The organism is Cupriavidus sp. P-10 (assembly GCF_003402535.2).
Classification (GTDB): domain Bacteria; phylum Pseudomonadota; class Gammaproteobacteria; order Burkholderiales; family Burkholderiaceae; genus Cupriavidus.
The window spans coordinates 337,537-351,985 of sequence record NZ_AP025171.1 but is presented as its reverse complement, the minus strand read 5'-3'; the positions used below and the strand labels follow the sequence as shown (position 1 = coordinate 351,985).

Genomic DNA, 14,449 nt, shown 5'->3' with positions numbered 1-14,449 from the left:
GAACCACGCCATGAGCACCGACAAGAAACTCTATATCTCCGACGTGACGCTGCGCGACGGCAGCCACGCCATCCGCCACCAGTACAGCGTGGCGCAGGTCCGCCAGATCGCCGCGGCACTTGACCAGGCCGGCGTCGATTCGATCGAAGTCGCGCACGGCGACGGGCTGCAAGGCTCCAGCTTCAACTATGGCTTCGGCGCGCATACCGACCTGGAGTGGATCGAGGCCGTCGCCGACGTGGTCAGCCACGCCAGGATCGCCACGCTGCTGCTGCCCGGCATCGGCACCGTCCACGACCTCAAGGACGCCTGCCAGGCCGGCGCGCGCATCGTGCGCGTGGCCACGCACTGCACCGAGGCCGACATCTCGCGCCAGCATATCGAGGCGGCGCGCGAGCTGGGCATGGAAGCGGTCGGCTTCCTGATGATGAGCCACATGACCACGCCGCAGCAGCTGGCGCAGCAGGCCAGGCTGATGGAGAGCTACGGCGCGACCTGCTGCTACGTGGTCGACTCCGGCGGCGCGCTGACCATGGATGGCGTGCGCGACCGCTTCCGGGCGTTCAAGGATGTGCTCAAGCCCGAAACGCTGACCGGCATGCACGCGCACCACAACCTGAGCCTGGGCGTGGCCAACAGCATCGTCGCGGTGGAGGAAGGCTGCGACCGCATCGACGCCAGCCTGGCCGGCATGGGCGCGGGCGCGGGCAATGCGCCGCTGGAAGTGTTTATCGCCGCCGCCGAGCGCATGGGCTGGCATCACGGCACCGACCTGTACCGGCTGATGGACGCCGCTGACGACCTGGTGCGCCCGCTGCAGGACCGGCCGGTGCGGGTCGACCGCGAGACACTGGCGCTGGGCTATGCGGGGGTGTATTCCAGCTTCCTGCGCCACAGCGAAGCGGCCGCGGCGCGCTATGGCCTGAAGACCGTCGACGTGCTGGTCGAGCTGGGGCGCCGGCGCATGGTCGGCGGGCAGGAAGACATGATCGTGGACGTGGCGCTGGACCTGCTGAGCCAGCCGCCGACAGAATCGGCTACGGCTCGAGCAGCCGGCTGATCTGCGCCAGCGCGTTGAGCGTGTGCTGCAGGTGCTCGCGCATCGCCTCCGAGGCTTCCTCGTTGCGCTCGCGCGCGAGCAGGTCCAGCACGTGCAGGTGCTGCCTGGCGTGTTCCGGGTAGCGCTCGCGATCCCGCATCGAGCGGTAGGACAGCAGCCGGCGCACGCGGTTGACACGCCGGATGGTGTCGATGAAAAACGCGTTGCCCGACGCCTCGACCAGCGTTTCATGGAAGCGCACGCCGCGGTCGTGCAGCTGGTCGGCGCTGTCGGTCTCGATGCCGCCTTCCAGCAGGTGCCGCTCGGCGGCGCGCAGCCGCTCGATCGCCTGCGGCTCGAGCCGGTAGGTGGGTTCGAGCAGCGCGGCCGGCTCCAGCGCCAGCCGCAGCCGGTAGGACTGCAGCAGCGAATCGGGCGTGGTCAGCATCGACGAGAACTCCCAGCCATAGCCGGGCTTGCGCTCGCCCCAGCCCTCCTGCGCAATCCGCTTGAGCACGGTGCTGAGCTGGGTGGCGGTCAGGCCGTAGCGCTGCCGCAGGTGCTGCTCGGAGACCTCCATTTCCAGGGACCCTTGCAGCAAGTCTTCCGCGATCTGGAAATAGGCCGCGCTGGCCAGGTCGGGCTCGGCCAGGCCCAGCTGCGAGGCAAACTCCGCGGCCGGCGCCGCGACCGGCTGCGCCAGGAAGAAGCCGCGGTTTTTCTCGCGCGTAAGCACGCCCTTCTCGTGCAGCAGCGCGAGCGCCTCGTTGACGGGCGAGCGCGATACGCGCAGCTTGTCGGCCAGCATTTGCGCCGGCAGGTGCGCGCCGACGGTCAGGCCTTCGGCCTGGATCAGCGCAACGATCTGGGTGGCAATGGATCGGTCGTGGTTCATGGTCTGCGGCCATGGTGCGGCTTGCATCTGGCGCCGGGGCGCTGCCTGTGTTGGCGGCGTCACCCGGCGGAGCCGGCCAGGCGGGAGCGATGGGTGCGCCAGAAGCTTACCGCAATCGGCGGCCGGGCTCCCGGGAGCTGTCATGCGTGGGGCAGCGCGCTAAAAGCAGGAAAGCTTTCGAGCTGCGCCGCAAGCGCCGCCAGCGCCGGGTGCGCCGCCCGGTCGACGTGGCCGGGCAGCAGCGCCTGGGTGAAGGTCCACACCACGCCCGCGGTCAGCGTGGCTTGGGTCACGGCCGCCTCGTCGGCCGGCACAGGCATGCGGGCGATTTCGTCTTCCAGCAGCGCAAAGGCGCTGGCACGCTGGCCGTCGACGCGCTCGACCCACGGCTGGTGCACCTTCTCCGCCGGCCGCAGGTTGTGCTCGTACACGTGCTGCACTGCCTTCTCGCTGGCAGCCAGCGCCAGGCCGATGGTGCGCAGCGCGCGCTGGCGCTCGTCCAGCGACGCAGGCATCAGGCTGCGGCCGGACAGCGCTTCGGCGTAGTCGATGATCAGGGTCGAGTCCATCAGCACCACGCCGTTGTCGCACACCAGCGACGGCGCCTTGACCACCGGGTTGATGGCGCGGAACTGGTCGAAGGTGCGGAACACGGAAATGGATTCGTGGGTGAACGGCAAACCCAGCAGGCGCAGCGTGATGGCGACACGGCGCACGTAGGGGGAATCGAGCATGCCGATGAGTCGCATGGGTATTGCTCCGGGTTGGGGTTGAGGGCAATGCGGGACGTGAAGCTGCTTATGATCGCCGAGCCTTGGCGGCAATGCCAGCGTCCTCACCCTTCCGCCCATTTCAGGCTGCCCAACGTCGCCACCAGCGACACCACCACATCATCCTCCAGCGCCTGCCGCCGCCACATCACCCCCACCGGCGGCAAGTCCCAGCTCAGCGCATGCGGCAAGACCGCCGCGCCCCCGCCCTCGACCAGCTCCCCGGCCACCGCGCGCGGCACGATGGTGGTGGCCGCCGCGTGGTTGCGCAGCAGCGTGGCCATGGTCTTGATCGAGTAGGTCTCGACGATCGGCACCGGCTGCGCCACGCCGGCCACCGCGAAGATGGTGTTGATGGTGCGCCGGATCGGCGTGTTCGGCGGCGGCAGGATCCAGTCGCGTTCGGCCAGCCGGCGCCAGTCGAGCGGCCCGCGCCCGAGCCGGCTGGCGGCACCGGCGGGCACCACCAGCGCCGGCTCCTCGCGATACAGCGGCTGCTGGGCGATGTCCGCGCCGGGCGCGTAGAAGGTGCGCGCCACCACGCAATCCAGCTCGTGCTCGCGCAGCGCCGCCACCAGCTCGTCGGTGGTGCCCTCGCGCACCAGCACCGAGACCCGCGGCGACTGGGTCAGGCCAAAGCTGCAGGCGGCATCGAGGACGGTACGGCTGATAAACGGAATCACGCCGATGCGCAGCCGCCCCGACATGCCGGCACCGATTGCCGCCAGCTCCCGACCCAGCGCATCGGTATCCGCCAGCGTCAGCCGCGCATGCGCCAGCACCGCGCGGCCCGTGGGCGTGGGCTCCAGGCCGCGCCGGGTGCGGGTGAACAGCGGCACCATGAAGATGTCCTCGATCTCGCGCAGGGTCTTGGTGACCGCGGGCTGCGACAGGTTCAGCTCCGCGGCCACGCGCGACACCGAGCGCTGGCGTTCCAGCGCCAGCAGCAGCGGCAGGTGCCTGAGGCGCAGGCGCGAGACGAGGTTGTGGACCAGCTTGTCGGGGGCGGCGAGGGACACGGGGAATTCCTGCAAACAGGGAGAACAGTCGGCGGACAGTCGTATAACCAAATCGTAATACAACGATAACTATTCAGGCGATCGTGGTTATTCACCAGTCCTATACTGGCTCGCATCACCGGAGCTGCAATCCATGTTCACTACCCGCCCCGAAATCGTCGGCACCTTTGGCGTTGCCGCCTCCACCCACTGGCTGGCCACGCAGACCGCCATGGGCGTGCTGGAACGCGGCGGCAATGCCTTCGACGCCGCCGCGGCGGCCGGCTTTGTGCTGCAGGTGGTCGAGCCGCACCTGAACGGCCCCGGGGGCGAAGTCCCGATCATTTTCTGGAGCGAGCGCGAGCGCCGCATGCGCACCCTGTGCGGCCAGGGCCCGGCGCCGGCGCTTGCCGATCCCGCCGCGCTGCGCGCGCAGGGCCTGGAGCTGATGCCGGGCATCGGCCTGGTCCCGGCCACCGTCCCCGGCGCCTTCGGCGCATGGCTGACGATGCTGCGTGATCACGGCACGTGGTCGCTGGCCGACGTGCTGGCGCCCGCCATCGGCTACGCGCGCGACGGCTTCCCGCTGGTGCCGCGGATCTCGCGCGCGATCCTGGCGGTGCAGGCGCTGTTCCGCGACGAATGGCACAGCTCGGCGGCCACCTGGCTGCCGGACGGCAAGGTGCCGCGCCCGGGCAGCCTGCACACGTTGCCGGTGCTGGCCGATACCTACACCCGCATCGTCGAAGATGCCCAGCGCCGCAGCGACAGCCGCACCGGCCAGATCGACGCCGCGCTGAATTGCTGGTACCGCGGCTTCGTCGCCGAAGAAATCGACGCGTACTGCCGCAACACGCCGGTGCGCGACACCACCGGCGACAAGCACACCGGCCTGCTGCGCTATGACGACATGGCCGGCTGGACACCCGAGGAAGAGGATCCTGTCACGCTCGACTTCGGCCGCCACACCGTGGCCAAGTGCGGCATCTGGAGCCAGGGTCCGGTGTTCCTGCAGCAGCTCGGCATGCTGCGCCACGCCGGGCTGGCGCAGCATGCGCCCGATTCCCCCGAATTCGTGCACCGCATTGCCGAGGCCACCAAGCTGGCCATGGCCGACCGCCTGGCGTGGTACGGCGATCCCCGCTTCGCGCACAGCCCGCTCGCCGCGCTGCTCGACGACGGCTACCTGGCCGCGCGCGCGCAGCGCATCGGCGAACGCGCGGCGCTGGCTATCGATCCCGGCACGCTCAACGGCATGGCGCCGCGCCTGCCCGACCTGGGCGCGGCCGAACGCACGCTGCGGCGCGCCGACGTGCGCTTCGGCGTGGGCGAGCCGACCTTCGCCGAGCTGCCGCCGGTGGCCGAATGGGCCGAACGCGAGCTGTTCGTCGGCGACACCTGCCATATCGACGTGATCGACCGCCACGGCAATATGGTCGCCGCCACGCCGTCGGGCGGCTGGCTGTCCTCCAGCCCGACCATCCCGACGCTGGGCTTCGCGCTCAATACCCGCCTGCAGATGACCTGGCTGGAGCCGGGCCTGCCCAACACGCTGGCCCCCGGCAAGCGCCCCTGCACCACGCTGTCGCCGTCGCTGGCGCTGCGCGACGGCGAGCCCTACATGGTGTTCGGCACCCCGGGCGGCGACCAGCAGGACCAGTGGTCGCTGGCATTCTTCCTGCGCCATGCGGTCCATGGCATGAACCTGCAGGAAGCGATCGACGCGCCGGCCTGGCATATCGACCATTTCCCGGGCTCGTTCTGGCCGCGCCAGACCGTGCTCAACCGCATCAGCGTGGAATCGCGCTTCCCGGCGGCAACGCTGGCGGCGCTGCGCGAACGCGGGCATGAGGTGCGCGTGGGCGAGGCCTGGTCCGAAGGCCGCATGTCGGCATGCTCGCGCGAACGCGACGGGCGCGGGCGGCTGGTGCTGCGCGCCGGCGCCAATCCGCGCGGCATGCAGGGCTACGCAGTGGGTCGCTGACCGATGCGTCGCTGACGATTCGATGCATGACAGCGGACCGCACCAGGTCCGCGCAAGTACCAAGGAGGAAGGAAAAATGCGCGCAGTACTGAAAACCCTGCTGGGCGGCGTGGCCGCGCTGGCGATGTGCCTGGCGGCCCCGGCCGGCGCCAGCGAAACCTGGCCGCAGAAGCCGATCACGCTGATCGTGCCGTGGGCCGCCGGCGGCTCGACCGATATCCTCGCGCGCGTGCTGTCCGAGCACCTGACGCGCTCGCTCGGCCAGCCGGTGATCGTCGACAACAAGCCGGGCGCTTCCGGCAACATCGGCTCCGCCATGGTGGCCCGCGCCAAGCCCGACGGCTACACGCTGCTGGTGGGCTCGATGAGCACCCACGCCATGAACCCGGCGCTGATGTCCAATATGCCGTTCCGCGGCGTGGATGACTTCACGCCGCTGGGCCTGCTGGCGTACGTGACCAACACCATGGTGGTACACCCGTCGGTGCCGGCGCAGAACGTCAGGGAACTGGTGGCCTACGCCAAGGCCAACCCGGGCAAGCTGGCCTACGCCAGCGCGGGTCCCGGCTCCACCAACCACCTCAGCGCGGTGCTGTTCGAGAAGATGGCCGGCATTCAGATGCTGCACGTGCCGTACAAGGGCGGCGCGCCGGCGGTGGTCGATACCGTGGCCGGGCAGACCCAGCTGCTGTTCTCGGCGGGCACGCAGACGCTGCCGCACGTCAAGGCGGGCAAGCTGCGCCTGCTGGCCGTGACCGAGAGCAAGCGCTCACCGCTGCTGCCCAGCGTGCCGACCGTTGCCGAGACCCTGCCCGGCTACGAGCTGGCGGTCTGGTACGGCGCCTTCGGGCCCAAGGGCATGCCCGCCGAGCTGACGGCGCGGCTGAACCGCGAGATCAACACCGTGATGGCGATGCCTGAAGTCAAGGCCAAGATGAACGCCATCGGCGTTGAAACCGCGACCTCCACGCCGCAACAGTTCGGCACCATCATGCGCCGCGATGCCGACCGCTACGGCAAGCTGATCCGCGAACTCGGCATCCAGGGGGAATGACGTGAGCCAGGCATCGCACCAGGCATCTCATTTCGTCCCGCAAGCCGGCGCACCGCTGGAAGACGCCGGCTCGCTGATCGCGCAGGTCAACCTGCTGTGCGATGCGCTGCGGCAGGCGCGCGAACCAGCCGCGGCGCTCGATGCGATCGGCGCGGCCACGCTGCGCACGCTCGGCCCCGGGTTGTTGACGATCAATGCCTGGCATGTGGAGACTGCGCGGATCGAACGTCTGTGGTCTTCCGACACCGCCGCCTATCCGGTCGGCGGGCACAAGACCAAGGGCGACAGCCCGTGGCGCCGGCAATTGCTGGAACGCGGCGAAGTCTTTGTCGGCGAAGGCGATGACGCGCTGGCGGCGGTGTTCGACGACGTGCAGGTAATCCGCACCCTCGGCTGCACGGCGGTGGTCAATGTGCCGCTGGGCTACCAGGGCGCGGTGATCGGCACCTTCAACTACCTGGCCGATCGCGCGATCTGGTCGGCGGCAGAGGTGGCAACGCTCAGGCTGCTGGCGGCGCTGTCGGTGGCGCCGGTGCAGGCGCTGACCGCTGCGCGCACCTGACGAAAGCGGCCGCCAACACCGAACGCCACTCTGCGGTATGATTCCCCCGCCGCGTTGAACGCACAACCAAGCACAACGCGGCAACGTTCTCAGGGCAGGGTGGAAGTCCCTACCGGCGGTGAAGGCGTCTGACGCACAAGCCCGCGAGCGCCCGGCGTGTCCACACGCCGGGGTCAGCAGATTCGGTTCAAATCCGAAGCCGACGGTAATAGTCCGGATGAAAGAGAGCGAGCAAAAATGCCCCCGCCTCCACGGGGGCAAGTCTCGTGCGCCCTGATTCTGGCCAACTCCATCCGTACAGGAACACCATGAATCAGCCTGTCTCAGCTTTCCAGCGTGCCACCGCACCCGCGGCCGGCTTTTCCCTCCCCGAAGGCAAGCGTATTGCCTATATCCATGCCCAATGGCATGCCGATATCGTCCATCGCGCGCGCGACGCGTTCGTGGCCGAAATGGCAAAGCTCGGCGTCACCGCGGATGTCATCGACATCTTCGATGTCCCCGGGGCTTTCGAAATCCCCCTGCATGCGCAACGGCTCGCCAGATCCGGCAAATACGCCGCCATCGTCGCCAGCGGCTTTGTCGTCGACGGCGGCATCTACCGCCATGAATTTGTCGCCGATGCCGTCATCAGCGGCCTGATGCGGGTCCAGCTCGACACCGAGGTCCCTGTGTTCTCCGCCGTGCTGACTCCGAAGAGCTTCCACGAGCACGACGAGCACCATCGCTTCTTCGCCGAGCACTTCGTGACCAAGGGCCGCGAGGCGGCGCAGGCCTGCGTCCGCACGGTCGCGTCGCTGCAGAAGCTCGCGGCCTGATGCATTGAAGGGACGCGGCCGGCCTGTTCCTGCTCGCGGCAGGTTCAGGATTCACGAACCGCGGGATTTCCTGAACAGCCCGGCTCGCCCACGGCGGCATCCCTTGCCGCCACTCCCCTCCCCCGGATACTGCCGCCCGCCTCCCCGAGGCGTGTAAACTGCTGGCTTTTTGAATCCGGCGGTATGTCCCAAGAGCCCCGGCGCACAGGTTTCAGCGGTCCGACGCTAGTCCGGCTGCTGGCGCGCCTGACCGACGCCGACGCCCCACCTCCTGCAACGTCACTTTCGGGCCAGCTGAGCCAATGGCTGGGCTGGCCGGACGCGATCGCCCTGTCGGCCGCCCTGAAAGGTGCGCCGGCTGCGGTGCCGGCCAACCCGCGTGCCTCCGGCGCCACTGCGGAGGAGCAGGAATGCGCGCGCGTGCGCGGCGCGCTGGCCGATGCCATCGCCGGGGACAACGCCCTCGCCGCGCGCCGGCGCGGGCCGGGGCGGCCATCGGCGCTTGCCGAGGCCGTGGATGCGCAGGTGGACTACGCCATCTACCGCCACCGCTACGTGTCGCAGCAGCAGGCCATGGAGACCGCGATCGGCGCCTTGCGCGGGCGGCTGCGGGCGGCGTTGTCGACGCGTGCGCCGGACATGGCCCGGCTGGCGATGGTCGATGCCGTGATGGAGCGCGTGCTGGGCGCGCGCGAGCAAAGCGTGCTCGGCAGCGTGCCGACCCTGCTGGAAGGGCATTTCCAGCGTTTGCGCCAGGCGGAAGCCGCGGCGCTGTCCGAGGCGCATGCCGCCGCCGGGCAGGTTGCCGTGGCAGCGGTCGCGCCCGGCGCGTGGCTGGCCGTGTTTCGCAAGGATATGCAAAGCGTATTGCTGGCCGAGCTGGAAATACGCTTCCAACCCGTCGAAGGATTGCTCGCCGCCCTGCGCGGCAGCTGACCAGGACACCATGAACCGATACTTCTTCCCTCTTGTTGTTTTCCTGGCGGGCCTGGCGGCCGTGTGCTGGATCGCCGGCGGCTATGCGGGCTCGAATGCGCTGGCGCTGTCGGTCACGCTGCTGATCGGCGCCTGCTACGTGGCCGGCGCGCATGAGCTGCTGCGCTACCGGCAATCCACGCTGGGGCTGGCGCAGGCGGTGCAGGGCCTGTCCGAGGCGCCGGCCAGCCTGGATGGCTGGCTGGAGCGCCTGCCCGTCGGCCTGCGCAACGCCGTGCGCCTGCGCGTCGAGGGCGAGCGCGTGGCGCTGCCGGGTCCGGCGCTGACGCCGTACCTGGTCGGGCTGCTGGTGCTGCTGGGCATGCTCGGCACGTTCCTGGGCATGGTGTCGACGCTGCGCGGCACCGGCATGGCGCTGGAAACCGCGACCGACCTGCAGGCGATCCGCGCTTCGCTGGCGGCACCGGTGAAGGGGCTGGGCTTCGCCTTCGGCACCTCGGTGGCGGGCGTCGCCACGTCGGCCATGCTGGGCCTGCTGTCGGCACTGTGCCGACGCGAACGGGTGCAGGCAGCGCAGGCGCTCGATGCGCGCATTGCCACCACGCTGCGCCCCTATTCGCGCAGCCACCAGCGCGACGAATCGTTCCGGCTGCTGCAGCGCCAGGCCGATGCCATGCCGGCGCTGGTGGACCGGCTGCAGGCCATGATGGCGGCGATGGAACAACAGAACGAGGCCATGGCGGAGCGCCTGGCGGTGAATCAGGAAGCCTTCCACGGCAAGACCGAAGCCGTGTACACGCAACTGGCCGCCTCGGTCGGGCAATCGCTGAAAGACAGCGTTGCCGACAGCGCGCGCGCCGCCGGCACGGCGATCCAGCCGGCCGTGGAGGCAACCATGGCCGGCCTGGCGCGCGAGACCGCCGCCATGCGCGACGCCGTCACGCAGTCCGTGCAGCAGCAGCTCGAAGGCATCTCGGCGCGCTTCGAGGCCTCGACCGCCGGCGTCGCCGGGATCTGGAACGAGGCGCTGGCCAGCCAGCAGCGCAGCAACGAAGCGCTGGCGGACGAGCTGCGCGGCGCGCTCGGCGGCTTTGCACAGACTTTCGAGCAGCGTTCGGCGGGTCTGGTCGAGCAGGTGGCGGCACGCCTGGAGTCGACTTCCGCCAGCACCGCGCAGGCGTGGACCGAGGCCCTGTCGCAGCACGCCCGCACCGGCGAGAAGCTCGCCGCCGACAACCAGCAGGCACTGGCCGCCGCCACGGCGGCATTCGAACAGCAGGCGGCGTCGCTGGTGCGCACCGTGGGCCAGTCGCACGCCGACCTGCAGTCGGGCCTGGCATCGCATGACGAACAGCGCCTGGCCGCGTGGGCCGGCACGCTCGGCAGCATGACCGAGGTGCTGCGCCAGCAGTGGGACCAGACCAGCGCCCAGGCCGCGAGCCGCCAGCAGGCAATCAACGAGACGCTGGCGCAGACCGCGCGCGAGATCGGCGCGCAGGCGCAAGCGCATGCCAGCGGCACGATTGCCGAAATCGAGCGGCTGGTGCAAGCCGCCGCCGACGCGCCCAAGGCCGCCCTCGCGCTGCAGGCCGAACTGGCCGCACGCGACGAACAGCGCCTGGCTGCCTGGACCGATTCGCTCGGCGCCATGGCCACCGGCCTGCGCGAGCAATGGGAACAAGCGGGCGTGCAAGCTGCGCATCGCCAGCAGGAGATCTGCACGGCGCTGGCGCAGACCGCAAACGACATTTCCGCCCACTCGCAGGCGCATGCCAGCGGCACCATCGCCGAAATCGACCGGCTGGTGCAGGCCGCGGCCGACGCGCCCAAGGCCGCGCTGGCCATGCAGGCCGAACTGAGCGCGCACGACGAGCAACGCCTCGCCACCTGGACCGAAGCGCTTGGCAACATGGCCGCCGGACTACGGGGCCAATGGGAGCAGGCGAGCGCACAGGCCGCCACCCGCCAGCAGGAAATCTGCGCCGCGCTGGCGCAGACCGCCAGCGATATCTCGGCGCAGGCCCAGGCCCACGCCAGCGGCACCATCGCCGAGATCGACCGGCTGGTGCAGGCCGCCGCCGACGCGCCCAAGGCCGCTCTCGCGCTGCAGACCGAACTGAGCGCGCGCGACGAACAACGCCTGGCCGCCTGGACCGAATCCCTCGGCGCCATGGCCGCGACGCTGCGCCAGGAATGGCAGCAGGCCGGCGCGCAGACCGCCACCCGCCAGCAGGAAATCTGCGAAGCGCTGGCGCAGACCGCGCAAGCGATTTCCACCGAAACGCAGGCACACGCCAGCGGCACGCTGGCCGAGATCGAGCGGCTGGTGCAGGCCGCGGCCGAGGCGCCCAGGGCCGCCGCCGCACTGCAGGCCGAACTGGCCGCCCGCGACGAACAGCGCCTGGCGGCCTGGACTGGCCACCTCGACGGCATGGCCGCCACGCTGCGCCAGCAATGGGAACAGGCCGGCAGCCACAGCGCCAGCCGCCAGCAGGAGATCTGCGACACCCTGGCACAGACCGCGCGCGACATCACCGCGCAGGCCGAGGCGCACGCCACCGGCACCATCGCCGAAGTCGCGCGCCTGATGCAGGCATCCGCCGAAGCGCCCAGGGCCGCGGCCGAGGTCATTGCCGAACTGCGCCAGAAGCTCACCGAAGGCATGGCCCGCGACAACGCCATGCTGGAAGAACGCAGCCGCATGCTGGAAACGCTGGGCACGCTGCTGGACGCCGTGAACCATGCCTCCACCGGCCAGCGCGCCGCGGTCGACACGCTGCTCGCGACCACCTCCGAGCTGCTGGAACGCGTCGGCGGCCGCTTCACGGAACAGGTCGAATCCGAGACCGGCCGCCTGGCGCAAGCCGCGGCGCAGGTCACCGGCAGCGCCGTCGAGGTGGCGAGCCTGGGCGAAGCCTTCGGCGTGGCGGTGCAGATGTTCAGCGCGTCCAACGACAAGCTGTCCGGGCAGCTGCAGCGCATCGAGGCCGCGCTCGACAAGTCGATGGCGCGCAGCGATGAGCAGCTGGCCTACTACGTGGCGCAGGCGCGCGAGGTGGTCGACCTCAGCATGCTGTCGCAGAAGCAGATCCTGGAAGACCTGCAGCAGCTGGGCGGCCGGCAGGCACCGCGCGCAGAGGCGGCATGAAGGACGACTACATCGACGCCGGCGCCGAGCCGACAGTACCGGCGTGGGCGGTGTTCGGCGACCTGATGTCGGTGCTGCTGGGCGCGTTCGTGCTGGTCCTGCTGGGCGTCATCGGCGTGCAGCTGGAGCTGTCGGCGCGGCTGGAAGACGAGGTGCGGCAGCGGCAGGAAGAGGCGCAGCGCCGCCAGACACTGGAGCAGGCGCTGGCCGGCCCGCTCGCCGCCGGGCGCGTGACGCTGGTGAACGGACGCATCGGCATCAGCGGCAGCGTGCTCTTTGCCCTGAACTCCGACCAGCTGCAGCCCGAGGGCCGCGAACTGCTGCGCAGCCTGGCCGCGCCGCTGTCGGCCTACCTGCGCACGCGCGACGAGATGCTGATGGTCAGCGGCTTCACCGATGACCAGCTGGTGCGCGAGGGCAACCGCCGCTTTGCCGACAACTGGGAGCTGTCGGCGCAGCGCGCGCTGACGGTGACGCGCGCGCTGATCGACGCGGGCGTGCCGCCTGCATCGCTGTTCTCGGCGGGGTTCGGCTCGCAGCAGCCGGTCACCGCCAATACCGATGCCGAGAGCCGCGCCAGGAACCGGCGCGTGGAAATCGCGCCGGTGCCGCGCGTGACCATGGGAACGGGGAAGCCGCGTGGCTGAAGACGTGGCCGCAAGCGCGCGCGCGCAGCTCGACGCCTGGCGCGACAGCGATGCCGCAGGCGTCGATCCGGTGCGCTTCCGGCTGATCGAAGCGCTGGCGCGGCGCTCGGCCGGCCATGACGGCGCGGTGCGGCAGATGCTGGATACGCGGCTGTCGGCGCTGGTCGACAGTTACCGCGAAGCCGTGGCGCGAGACGCGGCGCGGCGCGAAGCGGCCGCAGGAACCGAACCGGATGCCATCGCGGAAGCGACCGGCACGCTCGCCGGCCTGGTCAGCTACATCAAGGCCAATACGCGCGCCGCAATCGCTTCCGCACCGAGCGCTTCCGCACCGAGCGCCCCCTCACCGCGCGCCCCCTCACCGCGCGCCGCGGCGCCGGTACGCCCCCTGCGCCCGGAGCCCGAGCCGGAACTGGTCGACTACTTCCGCGACACGTGGTCGCGCGTCAGCGTCACCCGCCAGTTGCGCCAGTCGCAGGCACAGCTGCCGGGCAATGCCGGACCGCTCAATTCCGATCACCTCGTGCACCGTGCGCTGACGCTGATGCACGAGCTGTCGCCAGGCTACCTGGAGCAGTTCTTTACCTATGTCGAGGCGATGGCGTGGCTGGAACAACTCCAGCGCGGCGGGGCACCGGCCGAGAACGAAGCGGCGCGGGCCACGAGCGCCAGGAAGACCACCCGCAGCAAGCCGCGCAAGGCGGCAGGCTAATCCGCCGCCGCTGGCGCGATCTCAAACCCGTACAGCGCCGCGGCATTGCGCCAGCGCAGCGCAGCGCTCGGCGAAGCATCCGCCGGCGCGTTGCCGGGCCAGCGGCTGAGCTCGCTGCATTCCCCCGCCCGCTCCGCGGATTCATGATTGGTCCACGGCCAGTCGCTGCCCCAAAGCAACCGATCGGCACCGGCCACCTCCAGCCACCGCTGCGCCAGTTCGCGCCACGCCTGCGGCGCCACCAGCCGGTATGGGGCGCTGCATTTGACCCATACTTGCCGGCGCTGGCGCACTGCAGCGGCTACGTCGAACACCGGATCCGCCACGCCCGCGGCGCCCGGCCTGCCGAAATGGTCCAGCACCACCGGTACATCCCCCTCGCCCAGCGCGGCATCCAGCGCGATATCCAGCGCGGCCAGCACCATGCTGCCGTCGCCATTGTCGGTATGGAGTTCGACATGCCAGCCCAGCGCGGCGATACGCGCAAACAGCGCGCGCCAGGGCGCGGTATCGATACGCCGCCAACCGGCATCACGGTAGAGGTTCAGCCGGATGCCGCGCACGCCGGCATCGTCCAGCTCGCGCAATGCCTCATCGGATACGTCGGGATCGACCACCGCGACGCCACGCAATCGCCCCGGCATGGCGCGCAGCGCCGCTAGCAGCGCGGTGTTGTCGGTGCCGAGGAAGCTGGTCTGCACCACCACCCCGAACGGATCGTCGAGCGCCCCGGCCAACTGCAGCCAGGCCGCCAGCGTGGCGGCATACGGGGGCCGATAGCGGGCGTACGGCGCTGCCGTGCCGGCCCCGAAGATATGGAAGTGGCAGTCCACCACCGGCGTTGCGGGTTGATTCATCTGTCTGCCCTGGTCTGCCCTGGTCTGCC

General features: G+C 70.3%; 13 protein-coding genes and 1 riboswitch. Of the genes, 9 read left to right on the top strand and 4 right to left on the bottom strand.

The features are described 5' to 3' along the window. Positions 1-10 precede the first annotated feature (10 nt). Entirely contained in the window at positions 11-1,060 is a 1,050-nt protein-coding gene (dmpG, locus tag CTP10_RS18750) for a 4-hydroxy-2-oxovalerate aldolase (protein WP_116318789.1), read from the top strand. Here the strand turns inward: dmpG and CTP10_RS18745 are convergent. The 3 genes from CTP10_RS18745 to CTP10_RS18735 form a co-directional block, all read right to left on the bottom strand. Beyond that, positions 1,038-1,934: a GntR family transcriptional regulator gene (locus tag CTP10_RS18745; protein WP_116318950.1), complete on the bottom strand. Its 897-nt coding sequence runs from the start codon at positions 1,932-1,934 to the stop codon at positions 1,038-1,040. The genes dmpG and CTP10_RS18745 overlap by 23 nt on opposite strands. A 140-nt stretch (positions 1,935-2,074) precedes the next feature. Continuing rightward, entirely contained in the window at positions 2,075-2,683 is a 609-nt protein-coding gene (locus CTP10_RS18740; RefSeq protein WP_116318790.1) for a glutathione S-transferase, read from the bottom strand. Between the two features lie 86 nt (positions 2,684-2,769). Further along, positions 2,770-3,723 (bottom strand): LysR family transcriptional regulator, encoded by a 954-nt coding sequence (locus tag CTP10_RS18735; protein ID WP_116318791.1) that lies wholly within the window; start codon positions 3,721-3,723, stop codon positions 2,770-2,772. Positions 3,724-3,856: 133 nt separating this feature from the next. On the opposite strand from CTP10_RS18735, the gene CTP10_RS18730 reads away from it, so the two are divergent. From CTP10_RS18730 to CTP10_RS18695, 8 genes are all read left to right on the top strand, one after another. Further along, positions 3,857-5,686, top strand: a complete 1,830-nt coding sequence (locus tag CTP10_RS18730) for a gamma-glutamyltransferase family protein (RefSeq protein WP_116318792.1) — start codon at positions 3,857-3,859, stop codon at positions 5,684-5,686. Positions 5,687-5,762: 76 nt separating this feature from the next. Then, the gene (locus tag CTP10_RS18725; protein ID WP_116318793.1) at positions 5,763-6,740 is read left to right on the top strand and encodes a Bug family tripartite tricarboxylate transporter substrate binding protein; all 978 of its coding nucleotides are present in this window, start codon (positions 5,763-5,765) and stop codon (positions 6,738-6,740) included. Position 6,741: 1 nt separating this feature from the next. Beyond that, entirely contained in the window at positions 6,742-7,302 is a 561-nt protein-coding gene (locus CTP10_RS18720) for a GAF domain-containing protein (protein WP_317921419.1), read from the top strand. Positions 7,303-7,383: 81 nt separating this feature from the next. Next, positions 7,384-7,535, top strand: a riboswitch (FMN riboswitch). 75 nt (positions 7,536-7,610) lie between these two features. Next, on the top strand, positions 7,611-8,120 hold the full coding sequence (locus CTP10_RS18715; RefSeq protein ID WP_116318794.1) for a 6,7-dimethyl-8-ribityllumazine synthase: 510 nt from the start codon (positions 7,611-7,613) through the stop codon (positions 8,118-8,120). 183 nt (positions 8,121-8,303) lie between these two features. After that, a complete protein-coding gene (locus CTP10_RS18710) occupies positions 8,304-9,056 on the top strand; it encodes a DUF3348 domain-containing protein (protein WP_116318795.1) in 753 nt (250 codons plus the stop codon). A gap of 10 nt (positions 9,057-9,066) precedes the next feature. Beyond that, the gene (locus CTP10_RS18705; RefSeq protein ID WP_116318796.1) at positions 9,067-12,204 is read left to right on the top strand and encodes a DUF802 domain-containing protein; all 3,138 of its coding nucleotides are present in this window, start codon (positions 9,067-9,069) and stop codon (positions 12,202-12,204) included. After that, a complete protein-coding gene (locus CTP10_RS18700) occupies positions 12,201-12,851 on the top strand; it encodes an OmpA family protein (RefSeq protein ID WP_116318797.1) in 651 nt (216 codons plus the stop codon). Before CTP10_RS18705 ends, CTP10_RS18700 begins: the two co-directional genes overlap by 4 nt. Further along, the gene (locus tag CTP10_RS18695; protein WP_116318798.1) at positions 12,844-13,563 is read left to right on the top strand and encodes a DUF2894 domain-containing protein; all 720 of its coding nucleotides are present in this window, start codon (positions 12,844-12,846) and stop codon (positions 13,561-13,563) included. The genes CTP10_RS18700 and CTP10_RS18695 overlap by 8 nt, the downstream gene beginning before the upstream one ends. On the opposite strand, the gene CTP10_RS18690 is transcribed toward CTP10_RS18695, so the two are convergent. Continuing rightward, the gene (locus CTP10_RS18690) at positions 13,560-14,420 is read right to left on the bottom strand and encodes an amidohydrolase family protein (RefSeq protein WP_116318799.1); all 861 of its coding nucleotides are present in this window, start codon (positions 14,418-14,420) and stop codon (positions 13,560-13,562) included. The two genes, CTP10_RS18695 and CTP10_RS18690, sit on opposite strands and share 4 nt — an antisense overlap. Positions 14,421-14,449 lie beyond the last annotated feature (29 nt).